The 24,078-nt window shown below is 44.8% G+C and carries 22 protein-coding genes; 13 read left to right on the top strand and 9 right to left on the bottom strand.

All coding sequences use genetic code 11. The features are described from left to right. Positions 1–83: 83 nt before the first annotated feature. From gspE to LLF92_06750, 13 genes are all read left to right on the top strand, one after another. Positions 84–1,778 (top strand): type II secretion system ATPase GspE, encoded by a 1,695-nt coding sequence (gspE, locus tag LLF92_06810; protein ID MCE5340824.1) that lies wholly within the window; start codon positions 84–86, stop codon positions 1,776–1,778. A gap of 59 nt (positions 1,779–1,837) precedes the next feature. After that, positions 1,838–2,194, top strand: coding sequence for a four helix bundle protein (locus LLF92_06805; GenBank protein MCE5340823.1), 357 nt, complete (start codon positions 1,838–1,840; stop codon positions 2,192–2,194). A gap of 37 nt (positions 2,195–2,231) precedes the next feature. Continuing rightward, a complete protein-coding gene (locus LLF92_06800; protein ID MCE5340822.1) occupies positions 2,232–3,446 on the top strand; it encodes a type II secretion system F family protein in 1,215 nt (404 codons plus the stop codon). 74 nt (positions 3,447–3,520) lie between these two features. Continuing rightward, a complete protein-coding gene (gene gspG / locus LLF92_06795; GenBank protein MCE5340821.1) occupies positions 3,521–3,970 on the top strand; it encodes a type II secretion system major pseudopilin GspG in 450 nt (149 codons plus the stop codon). Continuing rightward, the gene (locus tag LLF92_06790) at positions 3,954–4,529 is read left to right on the top strand and encodes a hypothetical protein (protein MCE5340820.1); all 576 of its coding nucleotides are present in this window, start codon (positions 3,954–3,956) and stop codon (positions 4,527–4,529) included. The genes gspG and LLF92_06790 overlap by 17 nt, the downstream gene beginning before the upstream one ends. A 102-nt stretch (positions 4,530–4,631) precedes the next feature. Further along, complete coding sequence (locus LLF92_06785; protein MCE5340819.1) at positions 4,632–5,246, top strand: prepilin-type N-terminal cleavage/methylation domain-containing protein; 615 nt, start codon at positions 4,632–4,634, stop codon at positions 5,244–5,246. Further along, positions 5,243–6,070 (top strand): prepilin-type N-terminal cleavage/methylation domain-containing protein, encoded by an 828-nt coding sequence (locus LLF92_06780; GenBank protein ID MCE5340818.1) that lies wholly within the window; start codon positions 5,243–5,245, stop codon positions 6,068–6,070. The genes LLF92_06785 and LLF92_06780 overlap by 4 nt, the downstream gene beginning before the upstream one ends. Next, positions 6,070–7,440, top strand: a complete 1,371-nt coding sequence (locus tag LLF92_06775; GenBank protein ID MCE5340817.1) for a type II secretion system protein GspK — start codon at positions 6,070–6,072, stop codon at positions 7,438–7,440. The genes LLF92_06780 and LLF92_06775 overlap by 1 nt, the downstream gene beginning before the upstream one ends. Positions 7,441–7,553: 113 nt before the next feature. Continuing rightward, complete coding sequence (locus LLF92_06770; GenBank protein MCE5340816.1) at positions 7,554–9,005, top strand: hypothetical protein; 1,452 nt, start codon at positions 7,554–7,556, stop codon at positions 9,003–9,005. A gap of 11 nt (positions 9,006–9,016) precedes the next feature. Further along, positions 9,017–9,523, top strand: coding sequence for a hypothetical protein (locus LLF92_06765; GenBank protein ID MCE5340815.1), 507 nt, complete (start codon positions 9,017–9,019; stop codon positions 9,521–9,523). 86 nt (positions 9,524–9,609) lie between these two features. After that, positions 9,610–11,181, top strand: coding sequence for a 2,3-bisphosphoglycerate-independent phosphoglycerate mutase (gene gpmI / locus LLF92_06760; GenBank protein MCE5340814.1), 1,572 nt, complete (start codon positions 9,610–9,612; stop codon positions 11,179–11,181). A 23-nt stretch (positions 11,182–11,204) separates the two neighbouring features. Further along, complete coding sequence (gene mutL, locus LLF92_06755) at positions 11,205–13,010, top strand: DNA mismatch repair endonuclease MutL (protein ID MCE5340813.1); 1,806 nt, start codon at positions 11,205–11,207, stop codon at positions 13,008–13,010. A gap of 176 nt (positions 13,011–13,186) precedes the next feature. Next, positions 13,187–13,696 carry a TraR/DksA C4-type zinc finger protein gene (locus LLF92_06750; GenBank protein ID MCE5340812.1) on the top strand — a complete coding sequence of 170 codons (510 nt, stop codon included), beginning with the start codon at positions 13,187–13,189 and terminating at the stop codon, positions 13,694–13,696. 154 nt (positions 13,697–13,850) lie between these two features. Here the strand turns inward: LLF92_06750 and LLF92_06745 are convergent, their stop codons facing one another. From LLF92_06745 to LLF92_06705, 9 genes are all read right to left on the bottom strand, one after another. Beyond that, positions 13,851–14,534, bottom strand: coding sequence for a TrkA family potassium uptake protein (locus LLF92_06745; protein MCE5340811.1), 684 nt, complete (start codon positions 14,532–14,534; stop codon positions 13,851–13,853). A gap of 123 nt (positions 14,535–14,657) precedes the next feature. Next, entirely contained in the window at positions 14,658–16,388 is a 1,731-nt protein-coding gene (locus LLF92_06740) for a hypothetical protein (GenBank protein ID MCE5340810.1), read from the bottom strand. 113 nt (positions 16,389–16,501) lie between these two features. After that, positions 16,502–17,848 (bottom strand): hypothetical protein, encoded by a 1,347-nt coding sequence (locus LLF92_06735; GenBank protein MCE5340809.1) that lies wholly within the window; start codon positions 17,846–17,848, stop codon positions 16,502–16,504. A gap of 474 nt (positions 17,849–18,322) precedes the next feature. Beyond that, positions 18,323–18,964 (bottom strand): PEP-CTERM sorting domain-containing protein, encoded by a 642-nt coding sequence (locus LLF92_06730; GenBank protein MCE5340808.1) that lies wholly within the window; start codon positions 18,962–18,964, stop codon positions 18,323–18,325. Positions 18,965–19,162: 198 nt separating this feature from the next. After that, entirely contained in the window at positions 19,163–19,711 is a 549-nt protein-coding gene (locus LLF92_06725; GenBank protein MCE5340807.1) for a PEP-CTERM sorting domain-containing protein, read from the bottom strand. A gap of 224 nt (positions 19,712–19,935) precedes the next feature. Next, on the bottom strand, positions 19,936–20,550 hold the full coding sequence (locus LLF92_06720) for a PEP-CTERM sorting domain-containing protein (GenBank protein ID MCE5340806.1): 615 nt from the start codon (positions 20,548–20,550) through the stop codon (positions 19,936–19,938). 320 nt (positions 20,551–20,870) lie between these two features. After that, positions 20,871–21,581: a hypothetical protein gene (locus tag LLF92_06715; protein MCE5340805.1), complete on the bottom strand. Its 711-nt coding sequence runs from the start codon at positions 21,579–21,581 to the stop codon at positions 20,871–20,873. A gap of 7 nt (positions 21,582–21,588) precedes the next feature. Continuing rightward, positions 21,589–22,233, bottom strand: coding sequence for a PEP-CTERM sorting domain-containing protein (locus LLF92_06710; protein ID MCE5340804.1), 645 nt, complete (start codon positions 22,231–22,233; stop codon positions 21,589–21,591). Between the two features lie 445 nt (positions 22,234–22,678). After that, the gene (locus LLF92_06705) at positions 22,679–23,389 is read right to left on the bottom strand and encodes a choice-of-anchor E domain-containing protein (protein ID MCE5340803.1); all 711 of its coding nucleotides are present in this window, start codon (positions 23,387–23,389) and stop codon (positions 22,679–22,681) included. Positions 23,390–24,078: the final 689 nt, after the last annotated feature.

Genomic DNA, 24,078 nt, shown 5'->3' with positions numbered 1-24,078 from the left:
GATTTAATATTTAAAATTTAAGATTTAAAATTTTTAACCATCCGCAAACCGGTTGTGTAATTTTAAATTCGATATGCAGTTGAATGAAAGATTTATTGATAAAAGCCGCCCAAAGGACAGGGCTTGTTAATGCAGATATGCTCGCAAATCTTATTGAGCAAAGCGCCTCAAGTCCGCAAAGACTTGATGAAATACTGCTTACCTGTCCGCATTTCACCGAAGAGGCGGTTTTACGGCTTTTTGCCGAAGTACTGAAAATAGAGTTCCATTCCGAAATCGACACCGCTAACGTTCCAAAGCAATTCATAGAAAATGTTCCGCCCACTTATGCGCAGCATCATTATCTAATCGGCGTAAAAACGCCCGGCGACGACAGCGTAATCACAGTTGTTCTTTCACATCCATTCGATACCGAATCGGCTGATAATGTTTCAAGGCTTACTGGATGCGCGGTTAATATCGCGCTTGCGACCAAGGCGACAATCACCGCGGCAATCGATACCGCTTACGAACAGAAAAGCACTGTTATCGATGAGGTTGCCGAGGAACTTGACTCCCAAAATCTCGACCAGCTTGTCGATGAGGTCGCAACAGCAGACGATTTGCTCGACGTCGTGAACCGTCCGCCTGTGATAAGGCTCGTCAATGATATTCTCTTTCGCGCTCTGCAACTGCGGGCAAGCGATATTCACGTTCATCCTTACGAAGGCAAAATTCAAATCCGTTATAGAATCGACGGCATTTTATACGATACGCTAAGTTTAAATCGCAATGTTCTATCCCTTGTCGTCTCACGTATTAAGGTTATGGCCGGAATGGATATCGCCGAGCGAAGAATGCCGCAGGATGGCAGATGTTCGGTACGTCTTGGCAATCGTGAAATCGACCTTCGCGTCAGTACCGTGCCGACAAGTTACGGCGAAAGATGTGTGCTGCGTCTTTTGGACAAGAGCACCGGTCTGTTAGGTCTTTCAGAGCTTGGCATGATGGACGAAGATTTGAAGGTTTTCGATTCGCTGCTTGACCGTTCACACGGAGTCATATTCGTAACAGGCCCGACAGGCAGTGGAAAAAGTACTACGCTTTACGCCGCGCTTAACCGAATGAATGCGGTCGAAAAAAATATTATCACTATCGAAGACCCAATCGAATATCAGCTTGGCGGCATTAGCCAGATGCAGGTTGCGACTCGAAAGGGTATGACGTTCGTAACGGCTCTGCGGCACGTTTTGCGGCAGGACCCTGATGTTATAATGGTCGGCGAAGTTCGCGATGAGGAAACCGCCAGAATGGCGATTCAATCGTCGCTGACCGGCCACCTTGTGTTCAGCACTTTGCATACGAACGATTCAGCCGGTGCGATAAGCAGGCTTTTAGACCTCGGCGTCGAGCCGTATCTCGTAAGCTCATCGCTGATTGCTGTTCTTGCGCAAAGACTTGTGCGAAGAATCTGTCCGGAATGCAGGCAGGAATATCATCCGACAGAAGGCGAACTTCGCGAACTGGGATTAGAAGCTGACAGCGGACAATTTTTCATCGGAGCAGGATGCAGCAAGTGTTTCAACACCGGCTACAAAGGCAGAACAGGCATTTATGAGTTGATGATGGTTGACGAACAAATTCGCGAGATGATAAACGTTCGTCAGACTGCCGGAGCGATAAAACAAAAAGCGATTGATAAGGGTCTGCAAACGCTGCGAATGTACGGTGCGAAAAAAGTTCTGGCAGGCGCGACGACGATTGCCGAAGTTTTGAGAGTAACCCAGGCGGACCTGTAAATATTTAAAATTTAACGATTTAAAATTTAAAATTGATAAATTTTAAGGTGATTACAAATATGTTGAATTCTGAAATGCTAAAATTAAGGACAAATAAATTTGCACATCGTTGTGTGAAATTTGCATTAGCGATCGAAGGGACAAAATTAGGCAATCATATTGCAGGGCAATTGATAAGATGCTCGACATCTGTTGCGGCAAATTACAGGGCGAGTTGTCTGGCACAGTCAAAGGCACATTTTAAATCAAAACTTAGTATTGTTCTTGAAGAAGCAGATGAGAGTTTATTTTGGATTGAATTTGCGGTTGAAGAGAAAATGATGCAGGAGAAAAAAGTAAAAAGTCTTATCGAAGAGGCTAAGGAACTTCGAGCAATTTTCTATTCAGCAAAACGAACTATGAATACGAAGAAGTAAATCGTTAAATTTTAAATTGGTAAATCTTTAAATTTTTATGCCGAGATATTCATATACAGCATTAGGTTCAAACGGCAAGACCGTCAAGGGAACGGTTACCGCGGAAAATCCGTATTCTGCCCGCAAGCAGCTTCGCGCACGCGGAATTCACGCGACCGACGTAAGCCAGGTTGCCGCCGAGAGCGAAGTTAAGAGCGGTTTTATGAGCCTGCTGGTCAGGACGAAGAAAACGCACATCATTGAGTTTACAAAACAAATGTCCATTTTGCTTAACTCTGAAATTAAGCTCACCGATTCGCTTTCAGTAATGATTGAGCAGATTATGGATGCGCGATTCAAAAATGTTATCACCGATATCCGCGACAGAGTCGTAACCGGCGAATCTTTCGCCGAGGCACTGGGCGATTATACTGAATTTTTCGACGTTATTTATATAAGTATGATTAAAGTCGGCGAAGCGACCGGAACGCTGGGCAAAACAATGGAAACAATTTCCGGTTTTATGGAAAAACGCCGGCGTATCGAATCCAAAGTTATGACCGCGATGATTTACCCGGCGTGTATTGTTACGATTGGTTTCGCGGCGATTATTTTTCTTACGACTTATGTTTTGCCGAAAATTATCGTACAGCTCCAAAAAGCCGGTATGAAACTGCCCTGGATAACCGAAGCTCTCATGGCGGTAAGTTATTTTCTGATTCATTACTGGTACGCTGTTATAATCGGCATCATAATAATCGTAGTGATGGTACGAAAATTCCTGAAAACCGAAAGAGGCGCGTACCTGCGGGACAAAACGCTTTTGTCGCTGCCGGTATTTGGACCGTTAGTAAAGCAGGGCGTCGTTTCGCGTTTTGCTTCTACGCTTTCGACGCTGCTCGGTTCCGGTTTGAGTATGGCCGAGTCGCTGAAAGTTGTCGCCGAGGTTACCGGCAATGTGATAATGGTTGACGCGATAAAAAAAGCGCGTGACAGGATTCTTTCCGGTGCTGATATTGCCACGCCTTTGCGTGAAAGCGGCGTAATTTCGCCTGCGATTGCGCACATGGTTTCGGTCGGCGAGAAAAGCGGCGAATTGACGAAAATGCTGCAAAGCATAAGTGAAAGTCTTGAATCGAGTTCGGATATTGTAATAGACAGATTGAGCGCAGCGATTGAGCCGTTGATTATCGTTGTGATGGCGTTTTTTGTCGGTATGATTGCGCTGGCGGCACTGCTGCCGATTTTGCGTTTTTCTGCCGGCAATTTTTAAAAACAAAAATAGCCACAAAGACGCTAAGGCACAAAGGAAGATAATGAATTATAAATTCTTACGAAAGGTTTAGAATGAGACAAAGAAAAGAAAACAAACGGAAAAGCGGTTTTACTCTTATCGAAATTATGGCGGTTATTATCATTATCGGTCTGCTCGCCGCGGTCGGTGCGATGAACTTTCTCGGCCAAACTGACAGGGCACGCGTTACCACGACAAGAGCGAATCTGAAAATGCTGCATAACTCCGTTGCGCAGTTTAAAATGGATACCGGCAGATATCCGACCGAGGAAGAAGGGCTGACCGTTTTAATCGAGCAGCCAAGCGATGTTAAAAATTATCAGGAAGGCGGCTATATCGATTCATCGGCTGTGCCGAAAGATGCGTGGGGACATGATTTTGTTTATGTCCTGTATCCTGAAAACGGCAAACCTTATTTGATTATGAGTTACGGAGCTGACGGACAGGAAGGTGGCGAAGACCTTAATAAAGACCTGTTGAGCACAGATGTTGACCAGGAATAAAAAACTCGCTTTCCGAAAATGCCTGCCGCCGCGGGGCGCGGTTTTGGCCGAGGTCATTATGGTGGTCTTCATTATCTCGCTGTTTACTGCGATGGCGATGATGAATCTTTCAGGGGCACTGGCCAAAGACAGCTTCAAAAGCAGGGCGAATAAACTTGTCAGGCTCTTTCAAATGGCGGCAACCAGCGCGGCCGAAACGGGCAAACGCTATGAAATTATCATAGACTTTACGCAATATACCTATACGCTGCGCGAAATAACAACAGGTCTTGTTGCTGTCGAAGACATCCTCGAAGAAGAAATCATCGAGACTGGCGAATTCAGCGACAGATTCCAGCCGGCGTATGTATTGTTCGACGATGGCGACTGGACGAACTCGGAGCCGGCGTTATTCAGAGTCGGCAAATTCGGCTGGCAGTATGGCGGGAAAATTTCGCTGCTGGATGAAAGCGGAAACGAATACACGCTTATAATAAACAAATTGAACAGAATGATTGAACTTTACGAAGGCGATGTTGTAATCGTCGAGCCAAGAACGGCCGAAGAAATGGGATTCTGACGATTGAATATTGAAGATTGTAGATTGAAGATTTTAATCGCCCGTAGGCCAATTTGTCAGGCAATCTTCAATCTTCATTCTTCCATCTTCAATGTATGATTTATGGTTGCGACAAAAAAACAATTTGCTGTTAGGAATGCTTTCACTCTCATCGAGGTGTCTGTTGCGATAGTGATTCTCGGTATGATTATCGCCGCGGTCTTTACAGTAATCAATCGTGCGCTGGAAACTGTCAGCGACTGGCAGACGAAAATGGTGGCATTTGAAATTGCCAGAGACAATATGGAAAAACTGCTCGCGCAAAAGTCTTTGAGCGATAAACTCGAATACGGAACAAGCGAAACCAATCCTGATATAACATGGGAAACAACGGTAGAATCATTTTATGAGCCTGTTTCAAATCAGATGTGGATGCGGGCGGTTTGCACATCGGAATTTAAAGACAGCAACGGCATCGACCAGAAAATCGAACTGACGCACTGGCTGACGAGTCTGACAAAAAAGCAAATTATGCAGATTATGGAACAGCAGCAGCGTGAACAGGCTTATGCCGAGACTGTGGGCGAGGATTCTTCGCAGGACGGTGAAAATCAGGGGAATAATACCGACAGTCAAAACTCGCTTGGGCCTGTGCCGGAAGGTTATAACAGTTGGGATGAAGTGCCGGCGGATCAATTATTTAAAATTTTGGAAAACAGCTTAAACACACAGCAATGAAATATATAAATAATAAAAATTACGGGTTTACTCTTGCCGAGACGCTTGCGGCTCTGGTTATCGCGATGATGATTATGGCTGCGGCTGTTGCGGTGTATTCTACCGTCAGAAAGGCACAGTTTTCCATCGACAGACGGCTGAAGGAAGGCTTTACCGCAACGGAAATTATTCAGCGGATATCCGAAGACATCGACCGACTCGCGCTGCCGTCGTCTGACGTAACAATGTCAATCAAAAACAAGCTCGACATCGAAGGGTTTAGGATTTCGCAGATGATTATCGAGAGTAAATATTACGACAAGGATAATCAGCCGCAGACTTTTGAGAAAATTATCTGGCAAAGCAGAGTCGCCGCCGACGGCAATCAGTTGATTATCTATCGTGCGCACAGCGGTTATTCTATGGAAGATAAAATGCTCGAAGAGGGCAAGGAAAAATATCAAAGGGAAATGTACATTCCCGTTTGCAGCGGCGTTACGATGTTCGCGATTGAAGTTACTGACGGTAATTCCGACCCCAATATTGTAACAACATCCGCAGCAGCCGACTGGACAAACGCGGAATTGCCGCAAGCGGTGAAGATTTCCATTTCGTTCGAGCCTCGCTGGCAGGACGCTCTGGGCAATATGACCGTATCGGAAGAATCCGTGAAAACAAGAATTGTCGCGGTGAACCGTTTCAGGCAGATACCTTATACTTTTGTCTATAAAGAGTTTGGCGACGCAAACGAAATCGGCGACATCAACGATATTAATGATGTGAATCTGCCGAACGATATAAACGATGTAAATAGTCTGACAGATACATCAACCAAAAGAACTTAATGCTTTACGCAAATAAAAACCTGATAAAAACTCAACGCTCCGGCGTCGCACTGATTTTTACTGTGATTGTGCTGGTGCTGCTGACTGCGCTGGTCTATCGGATAAGCGCGGCCGTCAGCCAGTGGAAGCACAGAATGCAGTATATGATTGATTATCAGAATGCGCGGTACGCCTGCGAATCGGGATTGAAATATGCGATTGCGTCTATGCAGGGGTTAGACCCAAATTGTATTTCACGGCCGAACGAGCCTGATTTTTCAGACCTTTTCACGATGAGCGACCAGGAATACAAGGATATGATGCGCCAATGGGCGGTAACACTGGCTTCGCAGACCGACCCAAATGGTTTGAGCTTCAGCGATTTTACAAAAGCATCTGCTATTAATTTGAATCGTTTGGATGCCAACGACGTCAACGATATCAATAATTCTTATGATTATAACACAGTTGATATAAATGATTATAACAGTATGGCCATGACAGATATTAATGATATGAACAATATGTATGTTCGCGGGCCTTATGGGCCGCAGTGGCCTTACGTGAGCAAACCAATCGAAATAGAATTCGGCACAGCGAAAATCGAAGTTGAAATACTCGATGAAAACGCCAAGCTGCCGATGGTCTGGGCGCTAAGTACGGACGCCAATGACAAAGACGAATCAAAAGCCGCGGTTAAAACATTCTGCGAATGGATGCAGATGACGCAAAGCGATATCGCGACTCTGCAGACTGAATTCGATGATATAAAGGAAGTCAAGCCGTTCAGTCTGGCGTTAAAAGAAGTTACCACAACGACCACACAGGCAGCAGACGCAAACACAAGCAAGCAGACGGCAGCGAACAGCAGAACATCCAGACGATTAAGCAGGCTGCGGCAGAAGAGAACTGCTTCAAAAACCGTTACGCAAACCAGACCCGCGTCGGCGAACACACTTGACTTTGCGAAAATTCTGCACAGTCCGATGGTTGATCTTGATTTGCTTGCAAAACCTGTCAACGAGGATGAAACTCGCCCGGAATCGGCTCTAAAATACATCAGCCTGTGGGGAACGCAGAAGGTAAACATTAATTCTGCGCCGCGGCACGTGCTTGAAGCGGCATTTACCTATGGCGGAGATGCGCCGGATATCGCGCAGAAAATTATTGACGAAAGAAGAATAAAGCCTTTCGCGAGTATCGACGATTTGAAAAAACGGCTCGTAAGCTATTACAGCTCAATCGAGAAATCAACGCCGTATATTACTACATTGAGCGATTGTTATTCGATAAGGGTCAGGGCGACCAGCGGAGTCGCCAGAGTCTGTGCAACAGCGGCAGTAAAAAAAGAAAAAGACAAAATCGAACAGATTGGTATAATCATAGAATAATGACCTTGTCATTCCCGCGAGGCGGTTGAAGCATTAGCGGAAACCCCTGTGGGGGAATCCAGTGTAAAATGGTTTCCGCCGCAGGCGGTTTCTAATAATTGCGGAGTAAACGGTTGGAACAAAATAAATATCTTGGTATATATGTCGCGTCTGACAAGACGACAGTAGTTCTTGCGTCTAAAATGGCGGACAGAATCGAAATATCGGATTATTTCACTGTAACGCCTGAAGCGCCAGCTGCCGGGGCGGAGCCGCAGGCAAAGAAGTTTTCCTTTTCCGACACCGCGGCCAAAATCGCGTCGCTTTGTGCTGAAAAGAATTTCGTTTTCACCGATGCGGCTGTCGCTATTGATTGCAGGCTTTACAGGCAGCAGAAACTTCATTCTGAATTTCAGGACTACCGCCAAATCGCACAAACGGTAAAGTTTGACGCTGAAGAGGCGCTGGCGGTCGATGCTTCTCAAACGGCGATAGCTTTCGAGATGCTCGGCAAACAAATGTCCGGCTCGGATGTCTCGGCGTTTGCGGCAGGCGCGGATTTGATTACAGAAATTATTAAATCTCTCCAGACGCACAAAATCGACCCGGTAACAATCGAGCCTGATTCGATATGTCTGCGCAGAGTTATAGATAGTGCGGGCAGCGGCGCAGTTATTGCCGCCGTTTCGCAGACGAAATGTTTTATGATTTGTCCGGCCGGCAGCGAGGGCAAAACTATTGTTCGCGCGTTTCTGACTTCGCCGGCACAAAACAAGACATCGCTTTTCGCAGGCCAGATTATGCGGTCTATGTCTTCGCTTGCGGCCCAGGGCAGGGCGGCTGCGATAAAAGTTTACGATACGACAGACAAACTGGATTTAACCGCTCTGGCAGCCCAAACCTCGATGACTGCCGATAAGCTCGATATTACTCAAAAGGTATCATTGCCGGTCAATGCGGAATTGCAGGCTGGTGAATCGCTCGAACTTATTATAGCAGCAGGCGCAGCGGCGGGACTTACGGGCAAAACAGACAAGGTCGATTTCCGCGCAGACTTTATGCCTTATCAGGGCAAAAAAGCCGTCATCGAAAAGACAATCAAAATCGCCGGCGTCAGTCTTGCGGCTCTGTTCATAGTATTGGGCGCTTTGCTGCAAATGCACTATTTTTCCGCGGGCAAAGATATCAAAAAAATCGACGCGAAATTCAAAACTGAATATGTTATCGCGATGCCGGGCGGAAAATATACCGCCTCACACGATGCGGTTCAAAAATTGAAAAGAGAAATAAATAAAATCAAAGACGTTAAAAGCGGATTGTTGAGCGCATCGGGCGAGGATTCGATAGAAGCGAAACTTACTTACCTGTTCGAAATGCTTAATAGCGTTCCGTCAAACGTTGATATTAACATTGACAAAATTGCGGTAACTACAAAGACAATGAACATTACCGGCAGTACAAGTCTCGGCGGAAATTTGCAACTGTTCGGAGCCGCCGATAAGCATCCGAAACTGCGCAGAGGCTCGGCGACTTATGAGGCAAAAGACGGCAGAGACAATTTCAGACTTACAATAGAATTGAAATAGGATTCCAGAGAATGAAAGAGATATACAAAAGACCAATATTTTATTATGTGCTTGTGCCGGTGCTGGTCGGCTTATGGCCGGTATGGCTTTTGATTGTCGGAATCCCCGGCATTAAAGGTCGGCTGGATAATTCAATGAAGGATTACGTCGAGGGTCAAAAGCATATCCAACTGATACTTGGCGAACTTGACCCGCAGCGGCTCGATTATGCGAACAAGAAAAAAGCCGGCGAAGGGTTTGATTTTATCACCGCCATCAATCAGGTTTCGCAGTTGTGCAAAATTCTGCCGACGGGTTATAGATTGAGTACAAGTCCGCAGCGAAAAGTCAAAGGCGGCCAGTCGAGCGAAGACGCCTCGATGACAATAGAACGGATTGACATTGAGAAATTCACGAAATTCCTCTCGATTATGCATATGCGGTGGTCGAACCTGCAATGCACAAACGTTACGCTTTCCAAAATCAAAGGCGAAAAAGACAACTGGAAAGCCGATGTACGGTTTATATATTATCAGTGATTAAACTTAATTGAATTGACTTTCACACCCTGTTTTTTTACCATACCTGTCTAAAATATATTAAATTTGAATATTGCAGAGGTATTATGGCTAAAGAAAAAATTACATTAAAGAGAAAACCGTTTGTTTTAATTATTCGTGACGGCTGGGGTTACAATCCCAATCCCACTGATGATAAGTGCAACGCAATAAAACAGGCCAAAGTGCCGACGGATGATATGCTGATGAGTCAGTATCAGAATTGTCTGGTTCATACCTCCGGCGAAGATGTAGGCCTGCCTGCGGGCACGATGGGCAACAGCGAAGTCGGCCACCAGAATATGGGTGCCGGCAGAATCGTTGACCAGGAAACCGTCAGAATCACCAAGGCGATGCGTGACGGCTCGTTCTTCAAAATTGAAGAAATGCTCAAGATGGCTGATTATGTCAAGAAGAACAATGGCAAACTTCACTTGTTCGGTTTGTGCAGTGATATTGGTGTTCATTCTATTCTCGAACATATTTACGGCATACTCGATTTCGCTAAAAGCAATAATCTTAAAAAGGTCTATCTGCACGCTTTTACTGATGGCAGAGACTCACCGCCTGACAGCGGCAAAGGATACCTTGCTGACATCGAAGCGAAGATGACTGAAAAGGGCGTCGGCAAAATCGCGACCATTATGGGCAGATTTTACGCGATGGACAGAGACAGCCGATGGGACAGAGTGCAGCGCGCTTATGAGTGTCTGACGCAGAGCAAAGGCGGCAGAGCGAAATCCGCACAGCAGGCGATGCAGGAAAGTTACGATAAGAAAATTACCGATGAGTTTATTGAGCCGGTTTGTATTGTGGGTGAAAACGACCAGCCTTTGGCGAAAGTTGAAGATGGCGACGGCGTTGTGTTCTTTAATTTCAGAGGCGACAGACCGCGTGAGATTACCAGAGCATTCGTTGATGATGCGTTTACAGGTTTCAGCAGAACTGTAAGGCCGAAGACGTATTATCTTTGTATGACGGAATATGATGCAAGTATTCCGGCTCCGGTTATTTTCCGCAAGCCGCCGAAGATGAAAAATATCGCCGCTGATTATTTCAGTCAGCTTGGCCTTACACAGTTCAGATGCGCGGAAACTGAAAAATACGCACACGTTACATTTTTCTTCAATGACTATACCGAAAAACCATTCCCCGGCGAAGACCGGCAGATTGTTCCCTCGCCGAAGGTCAGAACTTATGATTTGCAGCCAGAAATGAGCGCGTTTGAAGTTTGCGATGTCGTTATGCAGAAACTCGAAGCGAATCAATATGACGTGATTGTCATTAATTTCGCCAATCCGGATATGGTCGGCCATACCGGTATTCTGTCCGCAGCGGTTAAAGCGGCTGAAGTCGTCGATAGCTGCGTTGGCAAGATTCTCGAAAAAGTTAAACAGCTTGGCGGAGCGGCGATTATTACAGCCGATCACGGCAATTTTGAAAAGATGAGCGATGGAGACGGCAATCCGTTTACTTCGCACACAACCGGCGATGTTCCGCTGATTGTTTTCGATGAACTAAACAAAAATAAAAAATTACGCAACGGCGGAAGCCTTGCCGATGTTATGCCGACATTGCTGGAAATGATGAAACTGCCGCAGCCGGCTGAAATGACCGGAAAAAGCTTGTTCGTAAAATAGTTTAAATAAAAGCCGGTGTTATAATGGGTCAAATAAAAGTACTTGACCAGAATACGATAAATATGATTGCTGCAGGCGAGGTTATCGAAAGACCAGCCAGTGTAGTCAAGGAGCTTGTCGAAAACAGCATCGATGCAGGCGCGACGGAAATCGCTATTTACGTTGAAGACGGCGGCAAAGCACTTATCCGTGTAATCGACAACGGCGGCGGAATGGATGCGCAGGATTTGTCCGTAGCTTTCGAGGCTCACGCGACAAGCAAACTCAAATCCAGCGCCGATTTATTAAACATTTCTACAATGGGCTTTCGCGGCGAAGCTCTGGCAAGTATCGCTTCGGTCGCCAAAGTTACTGTTACCAGCAGAACGCAGGAGTCTATCGTGGATTCGACAGGCTCACCACTGGCAGGGAATAAAATCGAAATCGATTGCGGCACAAAAGGGCAGATTCAGCCGTGCAGCGCAAATGTCGGCACAATAATTGAAATACGCAATTTGTTCTATAAACTGCCGGCAAGAAAAAAATTCCTCAAAACAGCTAACACGGAAATTACGCACATTGTCGAGCAGTTCATACGAATCGTGCTTGCTAACACCAATATCACGTTCAGTTTGTTTCACAACGATAGGCAGCTTTATAAATTAAACACAGGTGCGAACGTAAAAGAACGAATCGCTAAATTGTTTTCTGCCGATTTGGCTGACTCACTTTTGCATATCGAAAGCACTGAAAAAAATATGCACGTTTCGGCGTTTGTCTGCAAACCGGAAAACGGCAGAGCGAATACGAAATTTCAGTATTTCTTTCTCAATGGAAGATTTATACGCGACAAATTTCTTTCAGCGGCTGTACGAGACGCTTATAGAGGCATTATAGAGCCTGATAAATTTCCGGTCGTGTTCATATTTTTTACATTGCCAGCTGACGAATTTGACGTCAACGTGCATCCGACAAAAATCGAAGTCCGATTCGATAACGCAAATCTCATCTACTCGCAGGTGCTTGGGCTGATTCGTGAGAAAATGCTCGCGATGGATTTGGATGTAACGGCTACCTTGCCGCAGGACAAAAGCATATATCCTCAATCACAGGGGATAACCGGCGCGATTGCGGGATTTTTCAATGCGGCCAAACAATCGTCTTCACAGCCGAGGTTCAATTTTTCAGATTTCGCGAAGAAAAGCGATTTTACAGCAACACAGCATCGTGATAACTTTTATTCAGAACCAGCGGCGGTGCAAAAATTGCCTGAAACCGAATATTTCCAAATTCACGACAGTTATATAATAGTGCAGACTGACGAAGGATTCTTAATCATCGATCAGCACGCTCTTCACGAACGCATAATTTATGAAGATTTGTGCCGACGACTGGCGAGCGATGCAGGTTCTAAATTAGAGTCTCAAAAGCTACTCATTCCGGAGACTTTTGAGGTCAATCCAACTCGGCAGGACGCTCTTAATAAGGCTGAAAACATATTAGACAAGCTGGGAATCGTCGTTGAGCCGTTTGGGCCGGGACTGTGGGCGGTTCAATCATTTCCAACACTGTTGGCAAAGGTAAACCCCGTCGATTTTATTACCGATTTGCTTGACATTCTGGATGCGACAGATGGTAAATTGGATACTGAAAGGCTTTTACACAAAATTCTTGATATGACGGCCTGTAAAGCGGCTGTCAAAGCAGGACAAAAATTAAACCAAGTTGAGATGCATCAACTTTTAGCCGATAAAGAGGCAATCGAGCGTGCCAGCAGATGTCCGCATGGGAGACCGACAGCGATTAAATTTTCGCTGGCAGAACTTGAAAAGCAATTCAAGAGGACGTAAGGCATTGCAAGACAAAGGGTTGTATTAAAAATTAAAATGTCTTGCAAACGTTGGGGCGGCTGACTATATTACTGCTCTTCAAAACTGCGGATTTAGGCAATTTTTTTAGGACCTATAATCCAATAGAGTAGCTCAAAAGTGGTGTACGCGGTGTATAAATAAAAAAAAAGGATACGATGAAAAAAAAGGTAAACACAAGTAAGAGTACGGTAAAGCAGGCTGTCGCAAAAAGTGAGCCGGCTAAGGTCTATACGAAAACCAGCGAATACCTTACCGAAGCAGAAGTAACGCATTACCGTGAACTGCTTAGTGAAAAGAGACGAGAAATTATGGGCGACCTGAACCATATTGAAGATGAAGCTCTGAAAAAATCCCGACTCGACGCCAGCGGCGACCTTTCAAGTATGCCAATCCATATGGCTGATATCGGTACCGATAACTACGAACAGGAATTTTCACTTGGGCTTTTGGACAGCGAACGAAAAATTCTTCGCGAAATCGAATTTGCCATAGGACGTCTTGAAGACGAAGTTTACGGAATCTGCGAAGTAACCGGCAGAGGCATTTCCAAAGCGAGACTTGAAGCCAGACCATGGGCAAGGTACTGCATCGAATATGCTAAATTAGTCGAAAAGGGCATCGTCAGAGAAGGCGAATCTGTGCCTGAAGGTATCGAACTCGATTAATCATGCGATGCGTTCCGCAAACCTGTAATTGCATTGGCCGCTCCGCGAGCATGATTTTTCAATAGTTCTGCGCAAAGTCCGTCCTGCTGCAATTCACTTACTGCCGGCAATGTTATCGGTAATAAAAAGTAAGGATTGAAATGAGAACCCAATACTATTTTTCGGGCAGTTGGGACAGACTCTCATCCGAGCCGGTAACCATCAGTGTATCTCCCATATAAATAACTGTTTCCGGGAACGGTACATTAATGATTTCACCTTTCTGGCTCTGTTCTTCGACGTTATCGCCTCTTTTAATCGAAACGAGATTAACGCCGTATTTCTGGCGGAGCTGCAAATCGAGAACGGTTTTTTCGTGAAAACTACTCGGAGCGATTACGCTGGCAAGAGAATAGCCGGGCGTCAAATCGATTTTGTCAAGTATTTGCGGAGTGATAAGTTTGCCGGCCCATCTGTTTGCTGATTCGATTTCAGGATAAATCACTTCAGTTGCGCCGACTTTGGCGAGCACCTGTCCCTGAACCATAGTTTCAGCGCGAGCGTAAACACGCGGAACGCCCATTGCCTTTAAATTTACGACCGTTAGAATAGACGATTCAAAGCCTCTGCCGCTTTGGCCGATGCCGACGATTGCGACGTCAACTTTGTCAACGCCCTGTGCGCGAAGAGCGTCGTCATCCGTGGAGTCGAGTCTTACCGCGTGCGTTACTTCGTCGCGGATGTCTTCGATAATTTCACGATTCTGGTCGATAGCGATTACTTCCGCTTCGCTCATAGTAAGCGATACAGCGAGTTTTCTGCCGAAACGACCCAGGCCAATAACTGCAAATTTTTTCATATCGGTACTCCCAAAAATCAAGGGCATTAAAATCAGTATCCCGGCAAAGGCGGGGTTCAATAACTAACGACTAAAAACTAACGACTAATGACTCTCAAACTGACTTTGGTCAGTTTGAGTAAATTATCCTACAACTACCGGTTCAGTGGGATAATTAAAACGCGCCGGTCTAATGTTAAATGTCATCGCGGCCAGCAATGTAAGCGGGCCTAATCTGCCGATGAGCATTGTTATAATAATAATGAATTTTCCCGCGGTTGTCAAAGACGATGTAATACCCGCCGACAAACCGACAGTTCCCAAAGCCGAAGCCGTTTCGAACATAATATCGATGAAATCGAAATTGTTATGCCGTTCAGTAATCGCCAATAAAAACGTTGCTGTTAAAAACACAAGCATAAACAGAGAAACGACAGTAATCGCGTTTCCAACTGCAGTGAGCGGAACAGAACGCTTAAACATTTCCACCTCGGCTCTTCTGCGTGCGGTAGCGTAAACAGCCATAATGATAATCACCAACGTAACGGTTTTTAGTCCGCCTGCTGTTCCGCCGGGTGAGCCGCCGATGAACATAAGAATTACCAGCAGCATTTTTGAAGGCGCTGAAAGCGAAGCGATGTCTATGGTATTAAAGCCCGCGGTTCTGGCTGTTACAGACTGAAAAAACGCGGTCGGCAAATCGAAATGTCCGTTGCCGGTATTGTTTTCGAGAACGAGCAACCCAATCATACCGCCGGCGATAAGAATGATTGTCGCAAGCAAAACGATTTTCGTCTGAAGCTGAATTTTTTCAGGAACAATCTGACGGCCGGGCGATTTTGCCCAGTGTATGAAAATAGCTTTAAATTTATACCAGGAAAAATCAGTAATGTTATGCAACACGCCAAAACCAAGACCGCCAAGTATAATCAGCGGACATATAACGCCATATATCTGCCAGTTGAAACTGTATTTTATAAGGTTGTCCGAAAATAAACCGAAACCTGCGTTGCAAAATGCGCTGATGGAATGGAATACCGAACAGAACCACAAGTTGTCGATGTGTCGCGGCAGCGGGGCGGCTTGTGTCCACATATTGTGGAGGAATATCGCACCAAGCGTTTCAATAATCATCGTTGTCAGGAAAATAAAACGAATGAAATGCGCAATTACTCCGGAAGTTCGTTCGCTAAGCAAATCCTGCATCGCGACAGTCTGACGCATTCCAAGCGTCTGACCGAAAAACAATGCGAAAACTGTACCGAAAATTACAATGCCCAACCCGCCGAGCTGAATCAGGCAAAGAATGATAATTTGTCCGACGAATGTAAAGTCTTTGCCGGTGTCTTTAACGGTCAGACCTGTAACGCAGGTTGCACTTGTCGCGCTGAACATAGCGTCAATAAAACTCATCGGCACTGTATGACTTTTTGGCAGTATCAGCAGAATTGAGCCGACGAATGCGATGGCGATGAAACTGCTGACGAAAACAATCGCAGGACTTTTGCCCGAAGCGGCCAGATTGACGATGGTTCTGCATACTTTTGTGATAATCTGCAAAAGCAGATAAAAACCAAGTGCAGCGAACAGGCCGGAAATAAAATAGAGGACAACAAGAACCGCTATCGAAATGAAACCAAACCAGAATATCTGCAGGTAGTCCATTTTGGAACGTGCATTGAAAAATCTCAAAAACTGGTCTGCTATAAATGATACCGTCGAGGCGATGAGTATCGCGTACATTGTGTTTGTTGATAAAAGCGGATTGTGAAAGCCGAGCTGCGCAAGGGCGACAAGCACGACAACAATTGTTACCGTAATATTCGTGAGTATCAGTATTCGCTCAAGCGTCTTGTTTTTGTAAACGATATCCATACCGGGATATTATTCTATAATAGTATCGAGAATAAATCCACAATAAATATTGCGCATAAAAAAAGCCATTCCAATGGTTTCGAATGGCTTATAAAAAGTGTGTTTTGCCTGTTTTATTTCTTTTTTACGGTGAACGCCAGTGAACCGAACGCCAGCAGGGCGATTGTTGCCGGTTCGGGAAGAGCCTGAACGGTAACAGGTACCGCGAAAGTTGTCTTAACCAATGCTGCGTAGCCGTCAACAGCGGAAGTATTTAAATAACTTGCAATGGCGATTCTGATATGAGTCAGATTTAGATCTGTCAAAGAAACCGAACCATCCCAAAAACTGTAACCTTCTCCTGAAATCGGCACATTGATATTCGCGGTAGGAACACTGCTGCCATCGACAAGATTTTGAATTGTAATACTTGCGATTACTTCAGCCTGACCATCGCCGATAATTACATACTCGCCTGATTCGATAACGCCGATTCCGGTGATTACGTAGCCCGGCTTTGCAATTATATCGAACTCGAGAGAGTCATTAGCGTTGCCGCTTGCAGATGTTGAGTAAAAGTTTGTTGGTGCGAAAATAAACGCTCCGTCGGTGTCAAGCAGAGGCTGGCCGAACAGACCATTATCGCTTTGTCCGTTTTCCCAATCGAATGCCGTCGATGAGCCGCTCGGTGTGTCCCAGTCGATAGCCGCGTCGGCTGAATTTGTGAACATAAAGGCCATTGCGCAAATTGCAATTATCGCAATATGCCTGCTGTGCCTTTTAGTAACAGGGAAAATTAAAATTCCCAAAGCGAAAATCGCCAGCGTGGCCGGTTCAGGAATCAGAATTTCGACGTTTATGGAATCGTCATCTGTGCCTGCGCCGAATTTATTTTTGCTTATATAAGACGAAGAGCCTGCCGGGCTGGATGCAGTAAGATAGTTTGTTATGATAACTCTGATGTGTGACCAGCCGGTAAGGGCAACTTCGGCTTGTCCGTTCCATTCGCCGCTTCCCGAAGTAATGCTCATTGTCGGGTCGGTCTGGAACGAAGATGTAATTTTATTGTTTTGGTCCAAATTGATAATGGTGATTGCACCGAAAGCGTTGACGCTGCCTGTGCCTGTAATGCTGTATTCTCCCTGCTCGGCAATCTTTACGCCAAGGATTGTCTGGCCGGGGTCAACGGTTATGTCGAACTGCAACCGGTCATAAGTAAGTACTGTATTACCGTTGCTTGTTGCCTGGAAGTCTGTGCCGGGAGTAAACTCGAATGTATTTCCGTTTATTTCCGGGTTGCCATACAGGCCTTTATCGCTTCCTCCGTTTGCCCACGTAAAGCCCGTTCCGCTTCCGCTGCTTGCTGACCAATAGATTATGGCCTGCGACTGGACGGCAAAAAGCATAAGGATGGCTAAAATCAGGTGAAAACGGGGAATGCCTGAACGAATTGGCGCAATAACATTTCTTCTCAAGTCCATACAACAACTTCTTTCCAAAATAACTCCAAAATCCAAATTACAGAAAACAAGCCAAAGACTCTTTCATACGCACAAAGCGCAGAAAAACAGCCCGTTTTCTCCGAAATAGTGGATTATATGCGAAATGAACGCGCAAAAACCACTGCTACGCGTTTTCTCGACCTGACTAACTGATGTCCAGCCTTCCAACCCTCCAGTCGGTTGGCTGCCCAAATGTTTTCTCCGCCCCAAATCCCAATGATTGGGCGGCATTATATCTGATAAAAGGGACTAAGTCAAGCGGAAAATTCATCATCAATTTTAACTACATTAACAGCGCATAAAAAAGCCCTGAAAATACTGTTGGTATTCGCAGGGCTTTCCAAAAAATCTTTCTCAAGGATTTTTTAAGACGAACTCCCAAAGCACCACTCACTCCCCGACCAGATCGAGGACAAATTTCGTGAGGACTGGCTTTTAGAGGTCGCCCTACAATTAACTTCTTTTCACTTTTTTTCTTAATAAACCAAAGGCGCCAATAGACAACAACGCTATCGTTGTGGGCTCTGGAGCTGATGCAGACGAATCTCCGGTAGTTGTGCCATCACCATTGACTGGGATGTCATCGCCATATTCAGTTGACAGTGCGATAGTTCCCGCTTTAGGAGCGTAATCGGAGGTGAATACTAGGAACATAGAATGTGCGTATTCCACAAGAAGGCCATTTTGGAATTCCCAGACAAAAGTGCTGTCTGTAGTGTTGATTGCAGAATAGTCTGGTGAAACGCCCGATGTAGTGCCGTCAGTTAAAGAGCCGATGTTGTGAGCCACAGATGTGTTGCCGCCGGATAGTATCATAGATGCTATCGGCAAATCGTAGTCGCCCGGCTGATCATTGAAAATCTGATAGGCATAAACGTATTTATCAGTTGTTGTTATGTCTATTTCATCTGGTAAGTCGGTTGCATCATACACAGCATATTCGACATAAGCAGTGCCAGAGCTGATGTTGACATTACGTGAACCCTGCCAGATGTCGCTTGCGGGCAGAAAATATCCGCCGAATAGAGTAGTCTGCAGCGTAACCATCAGGACAACCACCCCAATGCACGTTAGAAAGCGATTTCTTTTATTCATATTTTTACCTTTCAATAAAATTATTATTTCATTTCGTATATACATGAAACTTCACTCAATACCTCTATAGCTCTGTGCAAACGGAAACACTCCGCTGCGCAAAACTTTTTTCAAAAGCTATACAAGCGTTACTCCCGCTTATCCGATTAAACTGGAAAGCAGTTTTACAAAGACAATCTCTATAAGTTTGTCTTAACTTTATTTCGAATCGTTTCTGCGTTTATTCGCAAGCCACGCGCCTATGCCGAGAAGTACCATTGTCGTTGGTTCCGGAGTTGGAACAGGCGGATCGTCACCTGGGTCTTCAGGATCCTCTGGATAGTCCGGGTCATACGGGTCATACGGCTCGCTCCATGTACTGATACTGTTGGTGTAAGTATCGGAACGGGGGAACAAAGCTTCGGGGCCGACGCTGATTTGCGGGTCCTTTTCTTCGAAAGCGTATTCATCTCTTTCGAATACCGCGATGATAATCTTCGGACCATCGACGACCAAACTTGTTCTATTAGCCGAGGGGTCTCTGACATCGCCGAGCCAGCCGACAAAACGATAACCCGCTTTCGGAGCGGTAGTCAGCGTAATGTTTTCCTTGTCTTGAAAGGTGTGCATACCAACGCCCGGCATAATAACGCCTGAACCGGGAGGGCTTTCCTGCATATAGACATCATAGCTGCCATAAACAGAAATTCCGCAGAACGAAAAGAATGCAATACAAATACAAATTGTAAGAAGGTTGAAACGTAACATTTTTAATCCTTGTTGCCTGTCGGCGAATAAATTGCCGATTGCGGCATTTCAATAAGAATTCTTCTTCGATTACTAACGCCTAATAACTTCTTCTTATTGACTCTCCAAGGATTCCTGATTTTTACCAACGGTACTAAAAACTGCGTTCGTGAATCGCGACTCAGCGAAGCCGGCGTAATGACTTATTTAGCCGTTCGACGCGCAATTTAAAAATGCCCGTGGCATTACTTTTTAACGTTCCTTCTTTTTAAAAGACCAAAAGCGCCAAGACTCAACAACCCCATCGTTGCCGGTTCCGGAACGGATGTGATTGTGAAATTTGAAAGAGTCTGCGGACTTGACGAAAAATTCATTGTGTTAAAATTGTTCAAAGCTGCTGGAGCAAAGAACGTAATATCAACGATATTGCCGGTGTTGCCAAAAGCTGACAGTAATGTACTGCCGGCATCGACGCTGAATGCGCCCTGACCTGCGAGCATACCGCCGTTGTCGAATGCTTCAATAAGATTGAAACTGGAAATTGTGCCTGCCAGATAAACAGTACTGCCATTGTAAAATGAGAATGTCGCGGCTTTTGATGTATCAAGATTTGCCGCCGCTGTTGTGCCGAAAGAGGCATCTGTCAAATACAGGCTAAGTGTAAATGAGCCGCCAAGAGACATGTTCGTTGTATTGTCAAATTGAACGCTGCCGCCGCTTGTGCCGGTCATGGTCAGCTTGCCTGTTACGTAATCATAATTCGTAATCGCGTTATTAGCGTTTATAGAAGTGATTGTTACGGCATACGTTGTTGAAGCCGCAAGCATTAGAGCTAAACTGATTGTAAGTAATTTTTTCATCCTTAAGTACCTTTCTGATAACGTTTCCAAAATAATTTTAAACATACAATGCGCGCTATACCTGCGCTGAATAACTTGACTCCGTGAAAACGATATGCCTCCAAATTGGTACTGCGTTGCTTTAAAACGCGCGAATTACCAGTTCGCTGAATAACTACTTACTCGTCCCCTGTAAAACAAACTAAAAAACTCAACTGTGTGAATTGCTGAATTTTATTTACTTAAAAAAGTGTTTTGACCTGTCTCCCAACAAAAACAAGTATATCCTGCATAATTAAAAATGCAAGAGAAAACTGGTCATAAAACACAAATTTTTAAAATTATCTTTTTGGCTTTTGCCTTTTCTTCATAATTAAAGCAAAGCCTGCACTAATCAAACAAAACGAACATGGTTCCGGAACAGCGGTATAAGAATATATTACGCTAATGCTGCCGTTCGACGAAACCGCAGGCGAACAATAATATTCGATATCGTTTATATTATTCCCGGAAAAGTTAATCCACCGGCTCACGGAATAAAGAATATTATACGTACCTGCACCGATAAAGCCTTTCGTGCCCTGATTCCAATAGCCATCTGCGATATAACCGGAATCAGAGAATGTCAAACTGCTTCCCGAAAAAACGCTGCCGTCAGGCGAAGTGGAATCATAGTTGTATTTTCCGTCGCCGTTGTCAGCGGCAAGACTGAAGTTCAAGGTATTGCAACCGTAAATCTTGCCATCGCCCAAAATCATCTGGGCGGCGGAATTTTTCAGAATTACATCTGTTGTATATGTAATACTTACAACTTTTCCGAACTGCAGAGTTCCGGATGCCGGTGAAGAACTGTCGTTATCGTAATACAACTGTCCGTCGCTGATATTTAAAAGAACATCTATTTTTATATAATTAAGATTGCCTAACTTGCTGTCAAACTGCGAGAAAACCGCAGTTTCGCTCAAACTCCGTGTTTGCTTAATTTCAGCAGCTTCAACTATTGAAGCGAAGGCCGTAACCATGGCCACGAGCAGCAAGTTTTTGAAATACACTTTTTATTTATTTTTTTCTTCGAAGAAATGCCAAAGCGCCAATACCCAACAAACCAATGGTGGCCGGTTCGGGAACATGGTAAGTATATGCAATTGATACGTTCGAACCAGCGGCTATAGTCGAATCTTCACTGATGTAAGTCGAACCGCCTGTGTTGTACAGATTAGTTGCGCCTGATGCGTCGAGAGTCAAATTAACAGTGCCGCTGCCTGTAAACGCTGCAAGAATCGCAACAGTGTCCCAGGTTGCGATAGCATTTCCGCTGCCTGTCAGAGGAGTAGAAGAAACAAGGGAATTTCCTGCGCCAAGCATATAATCAATGCCGTCATTGTTTGTGAGATTCAATGTTTGTGTCAATCCGCTCGGCCCTGTAAGTTCGATTTCCACTTCGGCGTTTGCGTTGCCGGTAGAGGATTTACTCTTTTTTGAGTTGTTGACGATGGTCAGCAGTGCGCTCATATCGCCGTCGATAGAAATCCGAACGCTGGTCAATGTTCCCAAAGAATTATCGAATTGATTTACAACCAGAGGATTTGTCCAGTACGTAGCAGAAGAGCCAAAGGTGAATACCTGTGGAATAGTTGTTAAGCCGAACGCCGGCACAACTGCGATGAGAAGTGATACACACGTCAGTAATACCGCCTTTTTCATAAAGGCCTCACTTTCCAAAAATTAAGTCTTTCTGTTTAAAACGAACACTAAACTAAATACGTTGCTTTAAAACGCGCGCAATTTCTGCGCTGAATAACTTAATCTCCTGAAAAATAAAAGTGGTGCCTCCAAACACGCATACACTAACACTGTAAGCTAACTATGTGAGTTTTCTAATCCGGTGCTGAAATACTTTCTCCCAACCAAAATTCAACAGGCATTATACCACAAAAAACAGCCAATGCAAGAGAAAAATATATTTAATTTTTGTACCACTTTAGCCAAATGTAGGGGCGAACCTACGTGTTCGCCCTTTGGGCAGACACATGGGTCTGCCCCTACGAAAAATTGTACGGCTAAAGTGTTACAAATTTCAGGCCGTTGGCGCAAGAAAAAAGCCCCGATTTTCGAGGCTTCTTTCATATATGAGAACTCTTCCCATTTTTTAGGCTTTTCTGAATCTTTTCTTCATTGGTATCAACGCTCCCAATGCGAGTATTACAAGGGTTGCCGGTTCTGGTATAGCATCGTAAATGTAGCTTACTTGTACCGAACCGCTCGCAGTTACCGGTGTTACTGAATATTCTACGCCGCCGGTACTGGTTAAGTTCGACCACTGCATAATGTTGCAAAGAATATTGTATGTGCCTGTTCCGAGGAAACCTTTGGTACCCATTGACCATAACATATTCGATACAGTTCCTGTGCCGGAGCCGCTTTCGCTATGGCCGATATATGCCATTCCGTCCGGGCCAGTTGAATCCAAATTGCCAATGCCGTCGCCATTATCCGCGGCAAGTGAAAACGTCTGCGTCTGATACGCGCCGACATTGCCGGGGATTGAAGCGAACATCGAATTTAGTAATATCACATCAGTCGAAGACATGCTGCCCATTGCGCCGAATTCAAATGTGCCGGTTGCGGCTGAATCGCTATCGTTATCAAGCACATATATGCCGCCCTGGGAATTTACCGTTAATGTAATCTGAATTCCGGTTAATGTTCCCAAAGAAGTGTTGAACTGATTAAATGTAAATGTGTTGTTGATGTTCGGAGTGCCGGCGAAACTCTGAACCTGTGAATATACCGCCCCAAACGCTGATACTGAACTTAAAACGACCATTAATACACAAATTGTTATAACTCTTCTTACCATCAATAAACCCCTTTCGTTTTTTATAGTTCCCAAATGATTCGCGATGAAAATCAGTGCTGTTACTACCCCAATTACGAAATTGATTATATCAAAAATTCGCTCCAAAAACAAATTTGCGAGAGTGCTTTTGTGTAAAATGGGGCGAAAAGCAGGGCGGCAGTATTTAAAGCCGGTTATTATCGTACCTTTGCTGGAAAATTTTTCCTATTTTCACAGTAACGAAACCAATGCGAATCGAAAAATTTTTCGGTAACCGTCCTATAAAAAGACAGGCAGCAGACTGCCGAAGGTCTTTATGATTCAAATTTCAGAAATTCAGTTTCCGCGATTTGGTTTTAAAGGATGATTGCGATATAATCCTGTTTATAAGAGTTGAATACAATTTGAAATAATTTTTGGTTCCCTTTTTGCCCTGTCCCGCATTTCCTAATGCGGGATTTTTTTTGCCCTCTCTTTATTTTCACGAAGAAAAGAACCCCGAAGGGGTTTCGCTGCGGCTCAAGAACCACGAATTAACACATCCGCCCCCTCTGTTTTTTTTCTTCAAGTCCCACAAGGGGGGTTGAAGTGAAAAAACTAATAGCGAAAAGGCAAATGTATACAGTAGCCAAATCTATCTGCAACATGCTGTTGTCGTAGAGGATCATATGAGTCGTTTGGGACAGACATGCATCCGGTAGCTTTTACGA

Source organism: Planctomycetaceae bacterium (assembly GCA_021371795.1).
Taxonomy (GTDB): domain Bacteria; phylum Planctomycetota; class Phycisphaerae; order Sedimentisphaerales; family UBA12454; genus UBA12454.
This window is presented reverse-complemented; position numbering and strand designations above follow the sequence as displayed.